The organism is Kitasatospora sp. NBC_01302 (assembly GCF_035976515.1).
Lineage (GTDB): Bacteria > Actinomycetota > Actinomycetes > Streptomycetales > Streptomycetaceae > Kitasatospora.
The window spans coordinates 4,845,004-4,863,390 of record NZ_CP108404.1 but is presented as its reverse complement, the minus strand read 5'-3'; the positions used below and the strand labels follow the sequence as shown (position 1 = coordinate 4,863,390).

The 18,387-nt window shown below is 74.4% G+C and carries 12 protein-coding genes; 6 read left to right on the top strand and 6 right to left on the bottom strand.

All coding sequences use genetic code 11. The features are described from left to right. Window positions 1-37: 37 nt before the first annotated feature. The gene (gene argS / locus OG294_RS20970; protein WP_327068042.1) at window positions 38-1,786 is read right to left on the bottom strand and encodes an arginine--tRNA ligase; all 1,749 of its coding nucleotides are present in this window, start codon (window positions 1,784-1,786) and stop codon (window positions 38-40) included. A 215-nt stretch (window positions 1,787-2,001) separates the two neighbouring features. Between argS and OG294_RS20965 the strand changes: the two genes are divergently transcribed. Then, the gene (locus OG294_RS20965) at window positions 2,002-3,525 is read left to right on the top strand and encodes an FAD-dependent oxidoreductase (RefSeq protein WP_327068041.1); all 1,524 of its coding nucleotides are present in this window, start codon (window positions 2,002-2,004) and stop codon (window positions 3,523-3,525) included. Here the strand turns inward: OG294_RS20965 and OG294_RS20960 are convergent. Then, entirely contained in the window at window positions 3,522-4,424 is a 903-nt protein-coding gene (locus OG294_RS20960) for a DMT family transporter (RefSeq protein ID WP_327068040.1), read from the bottom strand. The two genes, OG294_RS20965 and OG294_RS20960, sit on opposite strands and share 4 nt — an antisense overlap. 259 nt (window positions 4,425-4,683) lie before the next feature. On the opposite strand from OG294_RS20960, the gene OG294_RS20955 reads away from it, so the two are divergent. The 4 genes from OG294_RS20955 to OG294_RS20940 all read left to right on the top strand — a co-directional run bounded on the left by OG294_RS20955 (window position 4,684) and on the right by OG294_RS20940 (window position 9,875). Then, window positions 4,684-7,110, top strand: a complete 2,427-nt coding sequence (locus OG294_RS20955) for a protease pro-enzyme activation domain-containing protein (protein ID WP_327068039.1) — start codon at window positions 4,684-4,686, stop codon at window positions 7,108-7,110. A 351-nt stretch (window positions 7,111-7,461) separates the two neighbouring features. Continuing rightward, on the top strand, window positions 7,462-8,475 hold the full coding sequence (locus OG294_RS20950; RefSeq protein WP_327068038.1) for a hypothetical protein: 1,014 nt from the start codon (window positions 7,462-7,464) through the stop codon (window positions 8,473-8,475). Window positions 8,476-8,536: 61 nt separating this feature from the next. Continuing rightward, a complete protein-coding gene (locus OG294_RS20945) occupies window positions 8,537-9,010 on the top strand; it encodes an SAM-dependent methyltransferase (protein WP_327068037.1) in 474 nt (157 codons plus the stop codon). Between the two features lie 64 nt (window positions 9,011-9,074). Continuing rightward, window positions 9,075-9,875: a TrmH family RNA methyltransferase gene (locus tag OG294_RS20940; protein ID WP_327068036.1), complete on the top strand. Its 801-nt coding sequence runs from the start codon at window positions 9,075-9,077 to the stop codon at window positions 9,873-9,875. On the opposite strand, the gene OG294_RS20935 is transcribed toward OG294_RS20940, so the two are convergent. From OG294_RS20935 to OG294_RS20920, 4 genes are read right to left on the bottom strand one after another with little or no spacing between them, the layout of a single operon-like run. Next, on the bottom strand, window positions 9,864-12,029 hold the full coding sequence (locus OG294_RS20935; RefSeq protein WP_327068035.1) for an FUSC family protein: 2,166 nt from the start codon (window positions 12,027-12,029) through the stop codon (window positions 9,864-9,866). The genes OG294_RS20940 and OG294_RS20935 overlap by 12 nt on opposite strands. Window positions 12,030-12,065: 36 nt before the next feature. After that, a complete protein-coding gene (locus OG294_RS20930) occupies window positions 12,066-13,316 on the bottom strand; it encodes an HTTM domain-containing protein (protein ID WP_327068034.1) in 1,251 nt (416 codons plus the stop codon). Beyond that, window positions 13,313-13,963, bottom strand: a complete 651-nt coding sequence (locus OG294_RS20925) for a DUF5819 family protein (RefSeq protein ID WP_327068033.1) — start codon at window positions 13,961-13,963, stop codon at window positions 13,313-13,315. The genes OG294_RS20930 and OG294_RS20925 overlap by 4 nt, the downstream gene beginning before the upstream one ends. A 25-nt stretch (window positions 13,964-13,988) precedes the next feature. Further along, on the bottom strand, window positions 13,989-15,206 hold the full coding sequence (locus tag OG294_RS20920; RefSeq protein WP_327068032.1) for a rhodanese-like domain-containing protein: 1,218 nt from the start codon (window positions 15,204-15,206) through the stop codon (window positions 13,989-13,991). 308 nt (window positions 15,207-15,514) lie between these two features. On the opposite strand from OG294_RS20920, the gene OG294_RS20915 reads away from it, so the two are divergent. Continuing rightward, a complete protein-coding gene (locus OG294_RS20915; RefSeq protein ID WP_327068031.1) occupies window positions 15,515-18,358 on the top strand; it encodes a SpoIIE family protein phosphatase in 2,844 nt (947 codons plus the stop codon). Window positions 18,359-18,387 lie beyond the last annotated feature (29 nt).

The window sequence follows — 18,387 nt, the reverse complement described above, 5'->3', positions numbered from 1 at the left end:
TGGCCGGCAGGCGCCGGAGCGGGCGGGGCGCTGAGCCCTACATCCGCTCCGGCGCCTTCAGTCCCAGCAGGTCGAGCCCCTGCGCCAGGGTGCGCGCGGTCAGCCGGCAGAGCGCCAGCCGGTTGGCCCGCAGCGCCGGGGTGGGCGCCTTGAGCACCGGGCAGGCGCCGTAGAACTCGGTGAGCGCCTTGGCCAGCGCGAACAGGTAGCCGCAGAGCCGGTGCGGCTCCAACTCCCGGGCCACCTCGCCGAGTACCGCGTCGAAGCCGTCCAGCCGCAGGATCAGCGCCCGCTCCGCCGGGTGCAGCGGCAGCGAGGCGTCCACCCCGTCCGCCCCGGCACCGCCCGCCTTGCCCAGCAGGGTGCACAGCCGGGCGTGCGCGTACTGCAGGTAGACACCGGTGTTGCCGTTCAGCGAGACCATCTGGGCGGTGTCGAAGACGTAGTTCTTCGCCCGCGAGGTGGACAGGTCCGCGTACTTGACCGCGCCGATCCCGGCCGCCTCGACCACCTCCGTGAGCGCCTCGGCGGTCAGCTCGTGCGCCTTGTCGGCCGTCGCCGCCCGCGCCCCCTCGACGGCCTCGTCCAGCAGCCCGGCCAGCGGCACGGTGCCGCCCGAGCGGGTCTTGAACGGGGTGCCGCCGGGGCCGAGCACCATCCCGAACGGCACGTGCACCGCCGCCACCCCGGCGGGCAGCCAGCCCGCCCGCCGGGCGGTGGCGAAGACCTGCCGGAAGTGCAGCGCCTGCCGGGCGTCGGTGACGTAGAGGATCCGGTCCACGCCGAGCCGCTCCACCCGGTGCCGCAGGGTGGCCAGGTCGGTGGCCGGGTAGCCGTAGCCGCCGTCCTTCTTGCGCACGATCAGCGGCACCGGCTCGCCGTCCGGCCCGGTCAGGTCCTCGGCGAAGACGCAGAGCGCGCCGTCGCTGTCGACCGCGATACCGGCCTCAACCAGCTCCGCCACCACCTCGTCCAGGTACGGGTTGTAGCTGGACTCGGCGGCGGTGTCCTGCTCGGTGAGCAGCACCCCGAGCCGCTCGTAGAGCGCCTGGAACGCCTTGCCGGAGACGGCCGTCAGCTCCCGCCACAGGGCCAGCGTCGCCTCGTCGCCGCCCTGCAGCGCCACCACCCGCTGCCGGGCCCGCTCGGCGAAGGCGGGATCGGCCTCGAAGAGCCGCCGGGCGGCCTGGTAGAGGACGTCCAGCACCGAGACCTGGTCGGCCGCCGTGTCCCCCTGCCAGTCGTACTCGGGATGCTCCACCAGGTACTGGATCAGCATGCCGAAGTTGGTGCCCCAGTCGCCCAGGTGGTTCTGCCGGATCACCTCACCGCCCAGGAAGGCCAGCACCCGGGCCAGCACGTCACCGATGACGGTGCTGCGCAGGTGGCCGACGTGCATCCCCTTGGCGATGTTCGGCCCGGAGTAGTCGACCACGGTGCGGGTGCCGGCCAGCGGCAGCCCCACCCCGAGCCGCGGATCGGCGAGCCGGTCGGCGAGCTGGCCCCAGAGCCGCTCGTCGGTCAGCGTCAGGTTGAGGAAACCGGGCCCGGCCAGGGTCGCGGCGACCGGGCCGCCGGCCAGCTCGGCGTGCAGCGCGAGCGCCAGCTCGCGCGGCGGCGTCCCGGCCGGACCGGCCAGCGAGAGCGCCACGTTGGACTGGAAGTCGGCGTGCTCCGAGGGCCGCACCACGGGGTCGCGTCGGGCGAGCTCTGGGGTCAGGACACGCGTCATGGCACCGGCCACCGCGTCCTCCACCAAAGTCATCGCCGCGCGTACCTCAGCCACCAGGGCTTCCTCTCTCCGGTCCGGGCGGCACCACCGCCGCCCGAGTGCCCGCATGCTACGGGCGCGGGGCGCTGCGAAGCGCCCGAATTTCGCGCCCGCCGCCCCGTCCGGGAGATTCACAGCGCCGAACGGGCCCGCGATGATGGGAAGGTGGGTACGAGACCGATGGTCACCCCGTCCCACTGATGAGCCGACGAACCCGGGGAGTTACGCCCATGACGGATCAGCTGACCGAGTCCGAGGTGGTTGTGGTCGGGGCCGGTCCGACCGGCCTGCTGCTGGCCGGCGACCTGGCCGCGGCCGGGCTGCGGGTGACGGTGCTGGAGCGGCGCGGCAAGGAGGCCAACACGACCCGCGCCTTCTCCGTGCACGCCCGCACGCTGGAGCAGTTGGACGCCCGGGGGCTGGCCGAGGAGCTGATCGCCACCGGCACCAGGCTCGCCGAGCTGCGCCTGTTCGGCCGGCTGCGCTTCGACCTGTCCACGCTGCCCACCCGGTTCCCGTTCCTGCTGGTCACCCCGCAGTACAACACCGAACGGCTGTTGCAGGAGCGGGCCGTGAAGGCCGGTGCGGTGCTGCTGCGCGAGCACCGGGTCACCGGCCTGCGCCAGGACGCCGAGGGCGTGACCCTGCAGGTGGCCACCCCGGGCGGCCAGGTCACCCACCGGGCCGGCTACGTGGTGGGCGCGGACGGTGTGCACAGCGCCGTGCGCGAGCTGGTCGGCATCCCGTTCCCCGGCGAGTCGGTGGTGAGCTCCGTGATGCTGGCCGACGTCCGCGTGGAGCGGGCCCCCGAGCTGCCGATCACCGCCGGCGCGAGCAGCGAGGGCTTCGCCTTCCTGGCCTCCTTCGGGGACGGCTGGTACCGGGCGATCGCCTGGGACCGCAGCCGCCAACTGCCCGACGACGCACCGGTCTCGCTGGCGGAGGTGGCCGACGCCACGCGGCGCGCGCTGGGCGTCGACCACGGCCTGCACGAGGCCCGGTGGCTGTCCCGCTTCCACAGCGACGAGCGGCAGGTGCCGCGCTACCGCGACGGCCGGGTGCTGCTCGCCGGGGACGCGGCGCACTGCCACTCCCCGGCCGGCGGCCAGGGCATGAACACCGGTCTGCAGGACGCCGCCAACCTCGGCTGGAAGCTCGCCGCGGTGGTGCGCGGCCGGGCGCCCGAGAGCCTGCTGGACACCTACCAGGAGGAGCGCCACCCGGTCGGCAGGGCGGTGCTGCGCAGCTCGGGCGCGCTGATCCGGCTCGCCCTGGCACCGAGCACCGCCACCCGGGCGCTGCGCTCGGCGGCCACCGTGCTGGCCGACTCGGTCCCGCCGCTGATGGCCCGGATGGCCAGGTCGGTCAGCGGGATCGGAATCAGCTACCCGGCCGAGCCCGGCGCGCACCCGCTGGCCGGGCGCCGGGTGCCGGACCTGCGCCTGGCCCAGGACGCCCCGGGTGGGCCCGGGCGGCTCTACGAAGCCCTGCGCGGCGGCAGCTTCGTGCTGGTCAGCACCGACGAGCGGGCGCCGGGCGCGCCGTTCAGCGGTCTGGAGCCGGCCGTCGGCGAGGCCTGGGGCGAGCGGCTGGTGCACGCCGCGCCGGCCGACCCGCACGGCAAGCTGCGCTCCACCGTGCTGCTGGTGCGCCCGGACGGCTACGCCGCCTGGGCGGCGGCCGATCCCAGCCGCGCCGAGCTGCGCGCCGCGCTCACCCACTGGCTGGGCACCCCGGACCAGGACCCGTCCTAAGGAGTGTCCGGCCCCGGCGCGGTGACTCCCCAGAGCACCGCGCCGGCCACCAGCAGCGCGCCGAGCGCCCCGGCGGCGGTGAGCCGACCGGTGCCCAGCAGCGGCCCGGTCAGCAGCGCACCGAGCGGCAGCAGCCCGACGAAGAGTCCGGCCCTGGCCACGCCGAGCCCGCCGACCGCCCGGTACCAGAGGAAGAACGCCAGTGAGGTGACCACGAGCGCCAGGTAGCCGAACGCCGCCAGCTCGGTCCCGGTGGGCAGCCGCAACACCTGTTGACGCTCTGTCAGCAGCGCGCCGGTGCCGAAGGCCAGCGCGGCTCCGAGGCAGACCACGGCGGAGAGCCGGGCCGCGCCGAGCCGGTCGACCAACTCCACGGCCAGCAGCGAGAAGCAGGTCTCGCAGACCAGCGCACCCAGCGCCCAGCAGAGCCCGGCGCCGGTGGCCACCGCGGCCGAGCGGGCCACCAGCAGCCCGGCGAAGGCCAGCAGCGCCGCCGTCAGGATCCGCGGGCTCGGCCGGCGCCGTCCCCCGGCGGCTCCGAGCAGCGGGCCCAGCAGCGGCCCGAGCAGGGCGAGCAGCACCGGGGCGGCGCCGACCGCCGCACCCACCGCCGTCGGGTCGGCCCGGCGCACCGCCTGGAGCAGGCAGAGGTTGAAGCCGACGTTGCCGGTCGCGACGAGCAGCAGCACCCGCCCCCACCCCCGGCCGCCCAGCCGCGGCCAGGCGCCGCGCCGGCAGAGCGGCAGCAGCGCCAGCGCCGCCACCAGATATCGCCAGAACTGCCCAGCAAACCATGGATAGTTGACCACCAGTGGGCTGACCGCAGCCGAACTGCCCGCCGCCACCATCGCGCCGGCCGCGCACACCGAGCCCCGCAGTGCGGGGATTGCCTTCGCCATGGCCGCACGCTAACCGCGCGGCGGGGTCGGTGGACCAGACCACTCGCGGAGCAAAAGTCCGGACCACCGTATTCACTGTATAGATTCCCCGCCATTCAGTTCACAGCGGTCCGATACACACTTGACTGTTATTTAGCATTTCATTACCTGATGATGGGCCAACTCTCAGTGAACTTCTGGGATGTTCTGTCACAGCGTTCACGACCCCCCGGAACGCGTGACCCTGCCGGCCGTTCTGGCCGACCAGAGGAGGAGCCCCGTGCGTCCCCGCCCCCTCGCTCTCGCTGCCGCGATAGCCCTGCTGCCGCTCTGCGCGGCCTCGCTCTCGGTCACCGCTGCCCAGGCCGCGACCCCCAACGCCTCGGCCCCGCGCATCTCGCTGCCCAACACCGTGACTCCCGCGGTGTCCCACTCGCAGAAGCAGGGTGACGTTCCCGCCGCCCAGCAGCTGTCGGTGGCGGTCAGCCTGAAGCTGCGCAACTCGGCCGACCTGGACAAGTTCCTGGCGGACGTCGCCAACCCGAAGTCGCCGAACTACGGCCACTACCTGACCCCGGCCGAGTTCGCCGCCCGCTACGCGCCGACCCAGGCCGACGTCGACCACGTGGTCGCCTACCTGAAGTCGCAGGGCCTGACCGCCTCGGTCAGCGCCAACCGCCAGGTGATCGACGCCAAGGGCACCAACGCCCAGATCGCGCAGGCCTTCGGGACGCACGAGAGCGCCTACTACGACGCCGCGGACGCCAAGCAGTTCTTCGCCAACGACAACGCCGCCACGCTGCCGGCCGACGTCGCCGCGGTCGTCCAGGGCATCTCCGGCCTGAACAACAAGACCGTGCGCACCCCCGAGCTGGCCAAGCCGAACAACGCGCAGCCGATGGCCACCCCCAGCGGCTACGGCCCGAGCCAGTACGACGGCGCCTACAACCTGAACAAGGTCGGCGCGGACGGCACCGGGGTCAAGGTCGCGCTCTGGGAGTTCGACGGCTACAAGTCGTCCAACCTCAGCACCTACGACAAGCAGTACGGCCTGACCGGCCCGGCGGTCACCACCGTCCCGGTCGACGGCCAGAGCTACGACAGCGCGCCCGGCGACGGCCAGGGTGAGGTCGAGCTGGACAGCGAGATCGTCAGCGGCGTGGCCCCCAAGGCCACCCAGCTGGTCTACGAGGCCCCCAACAGCGACCAGGGCGAGATCGACATGGCCGCCAAGATCGTGGCCGACGACCAGGTCTCGGTCATCTCGATCTCCTGGGGCGGCTGCGAGCCCGACACCACGCAGTCCTCGATGACCGCGGTGGACAACTCCTTCAAGCAGGCCGCCGCCGAGGGCATCTCGGTCTTCTCCGCCTCCGGTGACGACGGCTCGCGCGACTGCACCCGCTCCACCAGCGGCGCCTCGGTCAAGTCGGTGGACTTCCCCGGCTCGGACACCTACGTGACCAGCGTCGGTGGCACCAACCTGCAGGTCTCGGGCAACTCCTACTCCTCGGAGAGCGCCTGGAGCACCGCCGGCGGCGGCGTCTCCACCGTGTTCGGCAAGCCGAGCTGGCAGACCGGCACCGGCGTGAGCGGCACCATGCGCACCGTTCCCGACGTCGCCTCCAACGCCGACCCGAACAGCGGCTTCGCCATCTACACCCAGGGCACCAACGGCCCGGCCTGGCAGCAGTACGGCGGCACCAGCGCCGCGGCCCCGCTGTGGTCCGGCTTCACCGCGCTGTTCAACCAGAAGGCCGCCGCGGCCGGCAAGGCCAACCTCGGCCAGGCCAACCCGGCGCTCTACTCGGTCGCCAACAGCAGCAACTACGGCACCGCCTTCCACGACGTGAAGACCGGCGCCAACCAGGACTTCCAGGCCGGCACCGGCTACGACCAGGTCACCGGCTGGGGCTCCCCGGTCGCCGACGCGCTGACCACCGCCCTGCTCGGCGGCGGCGGCACCGGCCCGACCGGCAACACCGTCACCGTCACCAGCCCGGGCGCCCAGCAGGGCACCGTGGGCACCGCGGTGAGCCTGCAGCTGTCCGGCACCGACAGCGCCACCGGCCAGAGCCTGAGCTACTCGGCCACCGGCCTGCCGGCCGGCCTGTCGATCAGCGCCAGCGGCCTGATCAGCGGCACCCCGACCGCGGCCGGCACCTCGACGGTGGCCGTCACCGCCAAGGACTCGACCGGCGCCACCGGCACCACCGCCTTCACCTTCACGGTCGCCGCGGCCTCCGGCGGCTGCACCTCGGCCCAGCTGCTCGGCAACGCCGGCTTCGAGAGCGGCACCGCCTCGCCCTGGAGCACCAGCTCCGGCGTGATCAACAGCGACCTGAGCAGCGAGCCCTCGCACTCGGGCAACTACGACGCCTGGCTGGACGGGTACGGCAGCACCCACACCGACACCCTCTCGCAGACCGTCACCATCCCGGCCGGCTGCAAGGCCACCTTCAGCTTCTGGCTGCACATCGACACGGCGGAGACCGGCAACACGGCCTACGACAAGCTCACCGTCCAGGCCAACGGCACCACCCTGCACACCTACTCCAACGTGGACGCCGCCAACGGCTACACCCAGCGCACCTTCGACCTGTCGGCCTACGCCGGTCAGACGGTGACCCTCAAGTTCACCGGCACCGAGGACTCCTCGGCGCAGACCAGCTTCGTGATCGACGACACCGCGCTGAACGTCGGCTGAGAATCCCGGCCGTCTCACCCAGCGAAATCGGCTGCCACACCGCGTCATTAAGCAGTAGCGCACCGACACCAAAAATTGAATAGCCCCAGGTGAATGAGATCCCGCCGGTATCGGAGTGCCGTCCGATACCGGCGGGATTGTTGCATTCGCGTTTCATGGGTTTGGAGATCCCCGCAAACCCACGTGAAGCTAATTTGTCGTGACCACTGTCATACCCACGGGTAGATGACGTAGCCTCTGATCCCTGCGTAAGGTTCCTGCAGCTCGGTGCCGTCCCCACAACGGCACCGAGCCGGTTCCGCCACGTAAGTCTCCTGGCAACGAGGCGGCTGGTGGGGAGGGTTATCTCGCATGGGCTCGCAATATCCGCAGAACGTCGGCCACCTGCGCCTGGTGGAGCAACGACCGCTCAGCCCCCTGCCCTTGGGCCGATTGCTGCCCACGGCCTGTCCCGCCCCGGCCGACCGATCGGCCACGATCGGTTTCGCCGAAACCCTGCACAGCGCGATCGAGGCCAGCGGACTGAGCCTGGACCGGATCCGCTCGGAGCTGGACCGACAGGGCATCAGAGTCAGTGTCACGACGCTCAGTTACTGGCGTCGCGGTCGCAGCCAGCCCGAACGGGCCTCCTCCGTCCAGGCGGTGGCACTGCTGGAGAACCTGCTGGGCGTGCCCGAGACCGGCCTGTCCAGTCTGCTCGGCCCGCCCCGCCCGCGCGGGCGGTGGGTGACCGGCAGCACCCAGGACAGCGTGCCGGTGGCCACGATCTGGCCCGAGGAGCTGCGCATCGCCGAGGTCTTCGACGAGCTGGACGCCCCGCCCACCAGCGAGCTGGAGCGGCTCAGCGTGCACGACGCCTGCTACGTCGGAGCCGACCGGATCGGCGCGGTACTGAGGACCCGTCAGGTGGTGCGGGCCACCGTGTCCGGCGTCTCGCGCTGCCTGGTGGTGCACCAGGCGGACGAGGACGCCACCGGCTGCCCCGAGCTGACCTCGGTGCGCCACGCCCGGCTCGGCCGGGTCCGGCGCTGCCCCGAGATCGGCCTGCTGGTCGCCGAGCTACTGCTGGACCGCCCGCTGGGGCTGGGCGACTCCACCGTCTTCGAGTACGAGGTGGAACTGCCCCCGGGCGGCCCGACCACCGTCTACGGGCGCCGGTTCGCCGCCCCGGTGCGCGAGTACGTGCTCCAGGTGCACTTCGACCCCACCGCGGTCCCCGCCCACTGCGAGCGCTACGAGCGCGACCCGGGCGCCGCCCAGGACCGGGTCCGCGAGCGCCTGTGGATCGGCGCCTCGGCCAGCGCCCACGTGCTGGCCACCGAGCAGCAGCCGGGCCAGAGCGGCATCCGCTGGGAGTGGGAGTAGGGCTCCCGCCGGTGGCTGCGGCAGGATCGTCCCCCGGAGCCTTCCTGTCCCTGGGGGAACGATGAACGACGACAGCACCGTGCGGCTGCGCCCGATCGGCCTGGTCACCGGCGGCCGCACCGAGGTGATCGACGACGACTGGGGCCAGGTCGCCGCCGTGATCCGGCTCGACCCGGCGCAGTACGGCGCCGAGGCCCTGCTCGGCCTGGACGCCTTCACGCACCTGGAGGTGGTCTTCCACTTCCACAAGGTGGCCGAGGAGAAGATCGAGACCACCGCCCGCCGCCCGCGCGGCAACCCCGAGTGGCCCGAGGTCGGCATCTTCGCCCAGCGCGGCAAGAACCGCCCCAACCGCCTCGGCGTCTCGCGCTGCCGCCTGGTCGCGGTGGACGGCCTGGACGTCCACGTGCTCGGCCTGGACGCGGTCGACGGCACTCCGGTGCTCGATCTCAAGCCGTGGATGGCCGAGTTCGGGCCACTCGGCGACACCGGACAGCCGCAGTGGGCCACCGAGCTGATGCGCGCCTACTACTGACCGTCCTCCTGACCGCCCGGCCGTCGACTCGGGAGCACGGGGCCCCTCGTGCGACAGTGCTGACATGACCAACAGCGCCGCTGCCGATCCCACCGAAGCAGCCGAAGCCCGGGAGACCGCCCTCGGCGGCTGGCGGGCCACGGCCCAGGAGCCGGACACCGTACTGATCGACGGGTTCCACGCGCTCAAGCACACGCTGCGGTTCGGCGGCGAGGTCCGCCAGGTGCTCACCAGCGACCGGGCCCAGCTGGCCGAGCTCGCCACGGGCCTGGCCCCCGACGTCGCCGCCGCCGTGCTGGGCGCCGCCGTCGAGGTGCCGGCCGCCGCCCTGCGCGAGCTGGTGCCGCGCCCGCACCCCACCGGGGTGGCGGCGCTGGCCCGGCGCCCCGACCCGGCCCGGGCGCTCGCCCGGCTGCGGGAGCTGCCGCGCCGGGCGCCGGTGGTGGTGCTGGACAACCCGCGCAACCTCGGCAACGTGGGCGCCGTGGTGCGACTGGCCGCCGGCTTCGGCGCCACCGGCGTGGTCACCACCGGCGACCTGGACCCCTGGCACCCGACCGTGGTGCGGGCCGGCGCCGGGCTGCACTTCGCCACCGACGTGGCCCGGCTGGCGCCCGACCGGCTCCCGCCCGGCCCGCTGTTCGTGCTGGACCCGGAGGGCGCGGACATCCACTCGGTACGGCTGCCGGACGAGGCGCTGCTCGTCTTCGGCTCCGAGCGGCACGGGGTGGGCCAGGAGCTGCGGTCCCGGGCGGACGCGCTGCTGGCGATCCCGATGCGCCCGCTGGTCTCCAGCTTCAACCTGGCCACCTCGGTCGGCATGGGGCTCTTCCACTGGCAGTCCGGGCACCGGTCAGCCGGCTGACCCCGGCTCGGCCGGCGCCGGATCGGCCGAACCCAGCCCGGCGGCCACCGACCCGGGCGGCCGCACCGCCTTCTCCAGGTCCGTCAGCGCCTGCATCAGCAGCCGGCTGCCGGAGCGGACCACCTCCAGCTGGTCGCCGGGCCGCTGCCCCGGTGTCTGCTCCAGCAGTTCCTCCCAGGAGAGCTGCGCGTCGCGCGCCGCACGGAAGTCCACCGCCCGCCCGGTGAGCACCGCGGCCCCGGCCGCCGCCGTCGCCTCGGCCAGCGCCGCCCCGAAGTCGGCCGCGCCCGGCACCGGCTCGGCCTGCCGCCCCGGCAGGTGGGCCTCCATCAGCAGCGCGACCCGGGAGAGGAACCCGACCGCCTCCCTGGCCCGGCCCAGCTGCCGGCGGCTGAGCTGCGGCGAGTGCACCGCGTGCCGCACCGGCTCGGCCTCGGCCCGCTCCCGGGCCTGCAGAAAGGCCGCCCGGGCCTCGCGCGCGTCCAGCAGCGCGGTGCGCACCGCCCGCGGATCGCGCCCGGCCGGATCCCCGTAGGCGGCCAGCACCGCGCCCGCGTACCGGCCCACCGCGGTGATCCACTCGGCGGTGCGCTCCGGCAGCCGGGCCGTCTCCCAGGTGGGGAAGAGCGCGTAGGCCAGCAGCGCGACGGCGCCGCCCAGCAGGGTCATCAGGATCCGCTCGTAGGCGGTGCTGAGCGGCGGCTCCGGCTCCAACCCGAGCAGGAAGACCACGTAGGCCGAGATGCAGGTGGTCATCACCGCGTAGCCGGTGCGAAGCGTGAGGTACGCCCCGGCGATGCAGACCACCGCCAGCGCGCAGGCGGCCCAGTCCCCCGGGTGCAGCAGCTCGACCACGCCGGTGGCCAGCAGCACGCCGACCACCGTGCCGGCCACCCGGGCGACCCCCCGGCTGTAGGTCTGCACGAAGTCGGGCCGGATCACCATGGCGGCGGTCATCGCCGCCCAGTAGCTGTGGTGCAGCCCGGTCAGCTTGGCCAGCAGGTACGCGGCGGTGACCACGCCGGACAGCCGCACCGCGTGGTGCAGGATCGGCGAGCCGGCCCGCAGCTGGCGCCGCGCGGTGCGCACCGCCACCGGCAGCATCCGGGCCAGCCCCGGGCGCAGCAGCGCCCCGCCGGGCCCGGCGACCGGGGTCTCCAAGGTGGACTCGGTGTTCTGGTCGAGCCCGCCGAAGGCCCGGCCGAGCAGCGCGGTGAGCCGGCGGGCCGCACGCAGCGCCGGGCCGTGCAGCACCGGCCTGGCGGGGGCGATCAGCGCGGCCGGCGCGGAGGCCGGGTAGCTGGCCGGCTCACCGGTGCGGATCGCCCGGGCCAGCGCGTCCAGCAGTTGCGCGGCGCCGTCCAGCAGCTCCCGGGCCCGGTCCCGCTCCGGGCCCTCGGCCGCCGCGCCGAGCTCGGGGTCGGCGATCGCGGCCAGGGTCGGACGGATCCGCTCGGCGATCCCGCGCAGCCCGCGCAGTTCGGGCGGCCGGCGGCGGTCCTGCCAGGGCGTCACGGCAGCCGCGTGGCGGGCCGTCATCAGCGGGTCCGGGTCCATCGCGGCGTGCGGGTCGTGCCGCAGCCGCCGGGCGTAGTCGGCCAGCGAGGCGTACGCGTCGGCCAGCGCGTCGCGCTGGGCGCCCCAGCTCTTGATCGGCCAGAGCGTGATCACCAGCGCCTGGGCCCCGCCGCCGAGCGCGCAGAGCCCCGCGTGGGCGGCCGCGGTGGCCACGCTGACGGGCAGTTGGACCACCACCAGCATCACGGTCAGCGTGTTGGTGGCCACCACACCGGCGGTCGGGCCCAGCGACCAGGCCAGGCCCGCCGCGAAGGCCCAGGTCGCCAGCAGCACCGGGAAGAGCCCGGGCACCGAGACCGCCAGGTAGCCGAGGAAGGTGCTCACCCCGAGGCCGAGCCCCGCGGCCAGGGCCAGCGAGGGGCGCGGCCGGAAGCTGCGCTGGAAGGTGGCCGTGCCGGCGATGAAGGCGCCCAGCGCGGCCGAGGTGGCCGGAGCCGGACCGCCGACGGCGAGCACCGGGAAGAGCACCAGCGCCACCGCCGCGGCCCCGCGCACCGCCCGGTACGGGTCGCTCAGCGCCCGCTCGGGCCGCAGGCCGGCGCGGCCGGTGTGGCGGAGCGCCGCAAGCCAGGGCATACCGGACATTCTAGGGAGTGCCCGGCCGGACACTCCCTAGGCGGCGCGCCCCAGCCGGTCCCCCAGCCAACCCCCCACCCGGCGCAGCGCACCGGTGGGCAGGAAGACGGCGTCCGCCGCGACCATCGCCAGCGAGAAGAACGGCAGGCCGAGCAGCACCGCGATCGCCAGGTGCTCGGTGATCATCAGCGCCAGCAGCACGTTCTTCACCCGCCGGTTCACCAGCGTGAACGGGAAGGCGACCTGCACCGCCACGGTGCCGTAGGAGAGCAGGAAGACCAGCACCGCGCTGCCGCCGAGCAGCGCCGACAGGCCCGGCCACGGGGTGAAGTAGTCCAGGTGCAGCGGGTAGTAGAGCGCGGAGCCGTCCTGCCAGCGCGAGCCCTGCACCTTGTACCAGCCCGCCGTGGCGTACACCAGCACCACCTGCGCGGCGATCACCAGCATCGCGCAGTGGTGCAGCATGGTGGCCAGCGCGTCCAGCACCGCGCGCGGCTCGCCCCCGGGCCACCAGCGCTCGACGGCGTACCAGAGGCCGGCGAAGGCCCACAGCGTCCAGAACAGCACCGCCCAGCCGACGCCCGGCCAGCCGTCCCCGCCCCAGCCGATGTGCCCGGTCAGCTGAGCGGCCGTCAGCAGCCCGCCGCCGAGCAGCCAGAGCAGCACCCCGACCGGCCCCCCACCGCCGCCGCCCGTCCGGGCACCGCGGCGGGCGTCCAGCGACCAGACGGTCGCGCACCGGGTGAAGACCAGGTAGATCGCCATCAGGTGGATGATGTTGTCGCCGCCGTCCCCCACCAGCACGTTGCGGTTCTGCACCGAGACCACGGCCACCAGGAAGAGCACCGAGCTGAACCTGGTCCGCCAGCCGAGCAGCATCAGCACCCCGGCCAGGATCGCCAGCAGGTAGCAGCCCTCGAACCACCAGCGCTCGTCGCGCCAGAGCAGCACCGTGAAGGCGTGCGTCTCGCCCACCAGGTCACGGGCCAGCTGCGGGCTCCACGGGGACCGGTCGCCGTACAGCTCACGGCGGTCGGGCCACTCGCGCAGCAGTTGCAGGGTGAAGGTCAGCGCGAAGCCGATCCGCACCACGGCGGCCTGGTGGCCGGCCAGCGGCCGGGCGGTCAGCGCGGTGAAACCGGCCAGCAGGGCGCCGCCGAGCCGCCCCGCCGGGTCCGGGCGCGGCGCGGGCGGCGCCGGGCGGGCGGGCTCGTGCTCCTCGGCCACCGGCCCGCCCTGGCGCGGGATCCCGGTCAGCAGGCCGTCGGTCTCCGGCCGGCCGGTCATGACAGCCCCTGGTGGTCCGCGGTGTCCACCGGCCACCAGGGCAACTGGCGGTACTGGGGCTCGGTGGACCAGCGCTGGGTGCTCCACGGCGGCGCGGGCACCGCCACGGTCGCGGAGCGGATCTCGATCCCGGTGATCGGCGCGCCCAGCAGCGTCGGGCCGATCCGCTGCAGCGCGATCCGTTTGAGGTACTCCTCGGAGAGCCGGCCACGGGTGCCGACCGGGCTCTCGTCCTGCGCGTTGTGGGTGCTGTCGTAGAAGTCCCAGGCCCGGCGCAGCAGGTTCTGGTCGGCGTGGCTGGGGAACGGGTTGCCGCGCACCGCGGCGATGTCCTGGGCCGTCAGGTCCACCCAGCCGCCGTCGCCGACGGCGGTGCGCGCCCGGACGTCGACGCTGATGTTCTGCTGCAGCGGGTCGGGGGCGAACAGCTTCCAGTTCTGCTCGAACTCCGGGTAGACGAGGCCGTTGACCTGGTCCTGGTAGCGCTGGGAGAGCGAGTTGGGGGGCGCCACGCTCAGGAAGAGCGCGCCGAGGAAGACGGCCGTGCCGCTCAGCAGCACCGCCGCACCGGTCGCCAGCACCGCGAGCGCGGGCGGCGACCAGGCGCGCCCGGGCATGCCGGAGCGCACCACCTCCTGGTCGGCCATCGGGCCTGCCTCCCCTCCTACGGAGTTACAGCACGTAAGCCTCTTCGCCCGAGCCGCTCACCATCGGGCGCCCCGCCTGCGCCCAGGCGAACATGCCGCCGTCCACGTTGAAGGCCTGGCGCTCCTGGCCGACCAGGTACTGCACGACCTGGGCCGAGCGGCCACCGACGCGGCAGACCACGTACAACGGCGCCTCGGGCACCTCGTCGAGACGGGCCGTGAACTGGCTCATCGGGATGTGCAGCGCGCCCTCGGCGTGGCCCGCGTCCCACTCGTCCTGCTCGCGCACGTCGATCAGCACCGCGTCGGCGGGGACGTTGTCGACCTGGACGGTGGGGATCTGCTGGAACATGCTCGGGCTCTCCTGCTGGGTTGACGGCTCGGGTACGGACGACGGCCGGGGTGCCGGGACCGGTGCCCCATTGTCCACCGCCAGCAGCCGGGTCAGCTCCTGCTGCTGGGCGGCGGCCTTGGCCAGCAGCTGCTCGGCCAGCTCGGCCAGCAACTGGTCCGGGTCGCCCGGCGCGAGCGCCAGCAGCGAGCCCATCGCGGTGCCCTCCAGCCGGACCTGCTCGGTGGCCAGTTCGGCGATCCGCGCGCCCAGCCACTCCAGCCGCTGGAGCAGCCACTCGCCGCGGTCCGGCGCGTCCGGCTCGGGCGCGGACTCCGGCGCGGTCGACCACTCCTCGGTCAGCGCCTCGAGAGCCGCCGCGTCACCGCGCGCGTAGGCCTCGTTGGCCCGGGCGATGAAGGCGGAGCGGCGCTGCTGCTCGGCCGGGTCGGTGGACAGGTCGGGGTGGGCCCGGCGGGCCAGCTCGCGGTAGAGCCGCTGGGCCTCCTTGCCGGGGCGCACCCGGCGCGGCGGCTGCGCGGCGCCGGCTTGACCAGCCGCCTCGTCGGTGTCGCCCACCGCCTGCGCGGCCTGCTCCTCGGCCTGCCGCACGCTGTCGAACAGGGCGTCCAGGTCGGGCAGTTCGTCCACCATGCGGCGCGCGTCCACGGCCCGGCGCAGGTCCTCGGGGCTGCCGGTGCGCGCCGCCACGGCCTCGGCGATCAGCGCCTCCAGCTCGTCGATCCGGGCGTAGAGCGGGCCGAGCCGCTCGTGGTGGACGAGCGCGAAGTTGTCGATCTCGACCCGCAGGGTCTCGACGTCGACCTCCAGCGTCAGCCAGGCCAACTCGGTGGCCGCGACCCGCTCTTCCAGCCGCTGCCGCTCCGGGTCCGCCCAGCGGACGGGGCTCATCGCGGTCACCTGCTCGCCTCGCTCATCATCCGTCGTCATCATCGCCAACCGGCCCGCCCGGGACGGGCCCGGACCGCGTCGAGCCTACCGGGGCCGGGCCCGGACGCCAGGCGCGATGAGGGCGACGAAATCCGGCCAACGAAAAGATGGACAGAGGGTGCGACAGGGCGCACGCTGGGTGACACGCAACTGATACTGACGAATCTGGCCGTTTCAGTACCGGCCCGGGCCCGGTCCGTGCTTCGCTAAGGGACCGGCAGATGGTGGGCCCCATCACGACGGGACAGGCGGGAGCGATCACGAAGCCCATGGCGGACGACCCGAACTCCACCGCGGACACCTCCGCGCAGCAGCCCAGCGCGCCGGGCGCGGTCACGGCTGCGCAGCTCGTCCCCGCGCCGCCCGATCCCGACCAGGCCACCGACCAGCAACCCTCCGGCGTGGTGGCCATGGTGCGGCTGGCGGCCGTGCTGGTCGACCCGGACGGCCGGATCGCCCTGTGGAACCGCGGCGCCGAGGAGCTCTTCGGCCACCGCACCGAGACCGTCCAGGGCCGCACCGCGCGCGGTCTGCTGCCCACCGTCCCGAGCGCGCGGCCGGGCAGCGCCACCGCCCACCGCCGCGGCGACGCCTTCGACACCCTGGACGACCAGACCACCGTGGGCGCCTGGGCCGGCCCGCTGGCGGTCACCGACCGCGAGGAGCGGGTCCGCTCGGTCCTGTGGTGGGCCTACCCGCTGGTCGAGCCGGACGGCCGCAGCCTGCTGCTGCTGGCCGCCGACGCCCGCCCGCTGCGGATGCGCGGCCCGCGGATCGCGATCGGCCGCCGCCTGCTGCCGTACGCGGCCACCGACACCAACGACTGGGGCGCCCCGCGCGCCGAGGGCGGCGTCTTCCACCGGATCTCGGCCGCGCTCGGCTCGACCACCCCCGGCTCGGCGGCGGCACTGGCCCCGCTGCTGCCCAGGCTCGGCGCCACCCGGCTGCGCGGGCTGCTGCGCCGGATCGCCGCCGCCGGCGCACCCGCGCTCTGGGTGGACGCGGGCACCCGGCTGCCGGTCGTCCCGTACGAGCCGCTGGCCGGCGGGGTGGCCCAGCTGGCGGCCGGGCTCGGCCGCCGCTACCCGACGGCGCAGCAGCGCTCCGCCGCGGCCCGGGGGTACACCCCGCCGGAGGCCCAGGGCGGCTCGCCGGGCCTGCGGGCGGTCCCCGAACCGCGGACGGCGGACCCCGCCCAGCAGCACGGCGCTGATCCAGCGCCCGGCCGGGCGACATCCGCCGGACTACCGGCACCGCGCCCGGCGGCCCCGGGCCCCGCACCGAGCCCGGGAGCTCCCCTGACGACCGAGCAGCGCCCCGCCGCCGTGCCCGCGCCCGCCACCGCCGCGTCCCCGTCCGCAGGCCCGGCCGCGCCGTCGGAGCCGAACGGTGCCGGGCTCACCGTCCAGCCGCTCGCCGACCAGCTCGCCCCGCTGCTGATCAACGGGCAGGCCGGCGAGCAGCTCGCCCTGCTGAACGAGGTCGGCGGCAAGGTCGGCACCACCCTGGACCTGGACACCACCGCCCGCGAGCTGTGCCAGGTCCTGGTGCCGCGGGTGGCCGACTTCGCCTGCGTGGACCTGCTGGACCGGCTGATCTCGGACGCCGAGCTGCCCGAGGAGCTGCCCGACGACGACACCATGCTGCGCCGGGTGGCCCGCAGCTTCCACGAGTCCGCCGGCTGCTGGGCGCACGTGCTGGACGAGGGCGCGCTGATGGCGATGCCGCGCAGCACCCCGCCCGGCATGGCCCTGCAGCGCAACCAGGCGGTGCTGGTCCCGGTGGTGCGACCGGAGCTGGCCGTCGACTACGCGGCCGCGCTGGGCGGCGGCCCGAGCCTGGTCCCGGTGGTCTCCGGGCGCTCGATGCTGGTGCTGCCGCTCTCCGCCCGCGGCACCGTGCTCGGCATCCTCAAGCTGCTGCGGCTGCCCGACCGGGCGCCGTTCGACGAGGCCGACGCGGCCACCCTGCAGGAGCTGGCCGCCCGCGCCGCGCTCTCGCTGGACAACGCCCGGCTGCACCGGGCCGAGTCGAAGATGGCCACCACGCTGCAGCGCTCGATGATCCCGACCCGCCCGCCGCGGATCCCCGGCGTCCAGGTCGCGCACCGCTACCTGCCCGGCGACCGGCGGGCCGAGGTCGGCGGCGACTGGTTCGACGCGATTCAGCTGCCCGGCAGCCGGGTGGCCCTGGTGGTCGGCGACGTGATGGGCCACGGCCTGCACTCGGCCGCCGCGATGGGGCGCTTCCGCACCGCCATGCAGACCCTGGCCGCGCTGGACCTGCCGCCCGGCCAGCTGCTGCGCCACCTGGACAACCTGGCCCAGAAGATCGGCGACGACCACCTGGCCACCTGCCTGTACGCGGTCTACGACCCGATCAACCGCACCTGCGAGCTGGCCAGCGCCGGCCACGTGCCGCCGGTGCTGGTCCACCCGGACGGCACCGGCGAGCTGCTGGAGATCCCGGCCGGCGCCCCGATCGGGGTGGGCGGGGTGCCGTTCGTCGCCAAGAAGATCGACGTGCTGGACGGCTCGATGCTGGTGATGTGCACCGACGGCTTGGTCGAGGTGCGCGGCGGCGACATAGGAGCAGGCCTCGCGGCGCTCTGCGGGAACCTGATCGACCCCAAGCGGACGCCGGACGAGGCCTGCGACACGGTGCTGGAACGGCTGCACTCCGACGACCGCAAGGACGACGTGGCGCTGCTGGTGGCCCGCTTCGACGGGGTGGCGGAGACCGAGGTGGCCACCTGGACCCTGGCGGTCGACCGGTCGGAGGTGCGCCGGGCCCGCCAGCTGGTCCGCGACCAGCTGGCCGCCTGGCAGCTGACCGCGCTCAGTGACACCACCGAGCTGCTGGTCAGCGAGCTGGTCACGAACGCGGTCCGGGTGGCCCGGGACTACGTCCAGCTGCAGCTGATCCGGGTGGACAAGCTGCTGGTCGAGGTCAGCGACGACAACCACAACCTGCCCTCGCTGGAGCCGGCCGAGTCGATGGACGAGAACGGCCGCGGCCTGAACCTGGTCAGCAAGCTCGCCGAGCGCTGGGGCACCGCCCGCAAGGCGGTCGGCAAGGTGGTCTGGTTCGAGCAGCCGCTGCCGCGCGGCTGAACGGCCCGGCCGGTCAGGACGGCCGAGCG